This is a genomic window from Rhodococcus sp. EPR-157 (genome assembly GCF_001647195.1).
Lineage (GTDB): Bacteria > Actinomycetota > Actinomycetes > Mycobacteriales > Mycobacteriaceae > Rhodococcoides.
This window is the reverse complement of sequence record NZ_LVCV01000359.1, coordinates 1-1,306: the sequence shown is the minus strand read 5'-3', so window position 1 is coordinate 1,306 and position 1,306 is coordinate 1. Positions and strand designations below refer to the sequence as shown.

At 64.7% G+C, this 1,306-nt stretch carries 1 protein-coding gene; it reads right to left on the bottom strand.

What is annotated here, in order from left to right; all coding sequences use genetic code 11:
• The coding region (locus A2J03_RS16490) for a 1-deoxy-D-xylulose-5-phosphate synthase N-terminal domain-containing protein (protein WP_068375943.1) at positions 1-1,306 on the bottom strand (1,306 nt) is incomplete at both ends.

Below are 1,306 nucleotides of genomic sequence, written 5' to 3'. Positions count from 1 at the left end.
CGGCATACGGTGTCGACTCCGACCGCCCTGAGTGCAGCGGACACGGTGGACCCGATGCCGCCCTGCACGCCAGAGTCCTCGAGCGTGACGACGAGCTGGTAGTCCTCGGCGAGCTTGAGCAGCGACTCGGGCACCGGCAACACCCATCTGGGGTCGACGACGGCAACCGACAGGCCGAGTTCGGTCAGTGCAGCAGCAGTGTCGAGAGCCAATGCCGCGAACACTCCCACCGCGACGATGAGGACGTCTCGCTCGGTCGATTCCGGCTCGACCATGACGTCCAGGACACCGTCGATGCGCCGCAGCGCCGGGATGTCCTCGGTGACTGCGCCCTTCGGAAAACGGAGAGCAGTCGGGCCGTCGTCCGTCGCCAGAGCTTCGCCCAGTTCCTCCCGGAGCGTTGCACAATCGCGTGGAGCTGCCACCCGCATGCCCGGCACTATCCCGAGCAGCGACATGTCCCACATTCCGTTGTGACTCGCACCATCGGACCCCGTGACACCGGCCCGGTCGAGGACGAGCGTCACCGGCAGATTCAGCAACGCTACGTCCATCAGCAGCTGGTCGAACGCGCGATTGAGGAAGGTCGAATACACCGCGACGACAGGGTGCAGGCCGCCGAGCGCGAGGCCCGCCGCCGACGTCATCGCATGTTGCTCGGCGATACCGACGTCGAACAGTCTGTCCGGGTACTTGTCCCCGAACGCCGCAAGACCGGTGGGGCCAGCCATCGCGGCGGTGATCGCCACGATGTCCTCTCGTTGTGCTGCCTGATCGATGAGCTCACGGGAAAAAACGGAGGTCCAGTCCGGCGCGGACTTCGATCGCGCCAGTCCGGTGAGCGGATTGATGATCCCCGTGGCATGCATCTGATCGGCAACGTTGTTCTCGGCATGCGCGTACCCCATGCCTTTACGCGTGACCGCGTGCACGATCACCGGGCCGCCGTACGCCTTCGCGCGCCGAAGTGCAGATTCCAGAGCCTGTTCGTCGTGCCCGTCGACCGGTCCGAGATACTTGATGCCGAGATCGGTGAAGAGAACTTGTGGACTGATCGCGTCCTTCACTCCGGCCTTCATACCGTGCAGCATCGCGTACGCAGTCTTCCCGACGAGCGGAATCCTGCGGACGATGCGGCGCCCGTTGTCGAGAATGCGCTCGTAGCCCGGTTGCAGGCGAAGAGCGGCAAGATGCTCGGCCAAGCCGCCGATGGTCGGCGCATAGGAACGGCCGTTGTCGTTCACCACGATGACCAGTGAACGGTCCTTGCCCGCCGCGATGTTGTTGAGAGCCTCCCAACACATTC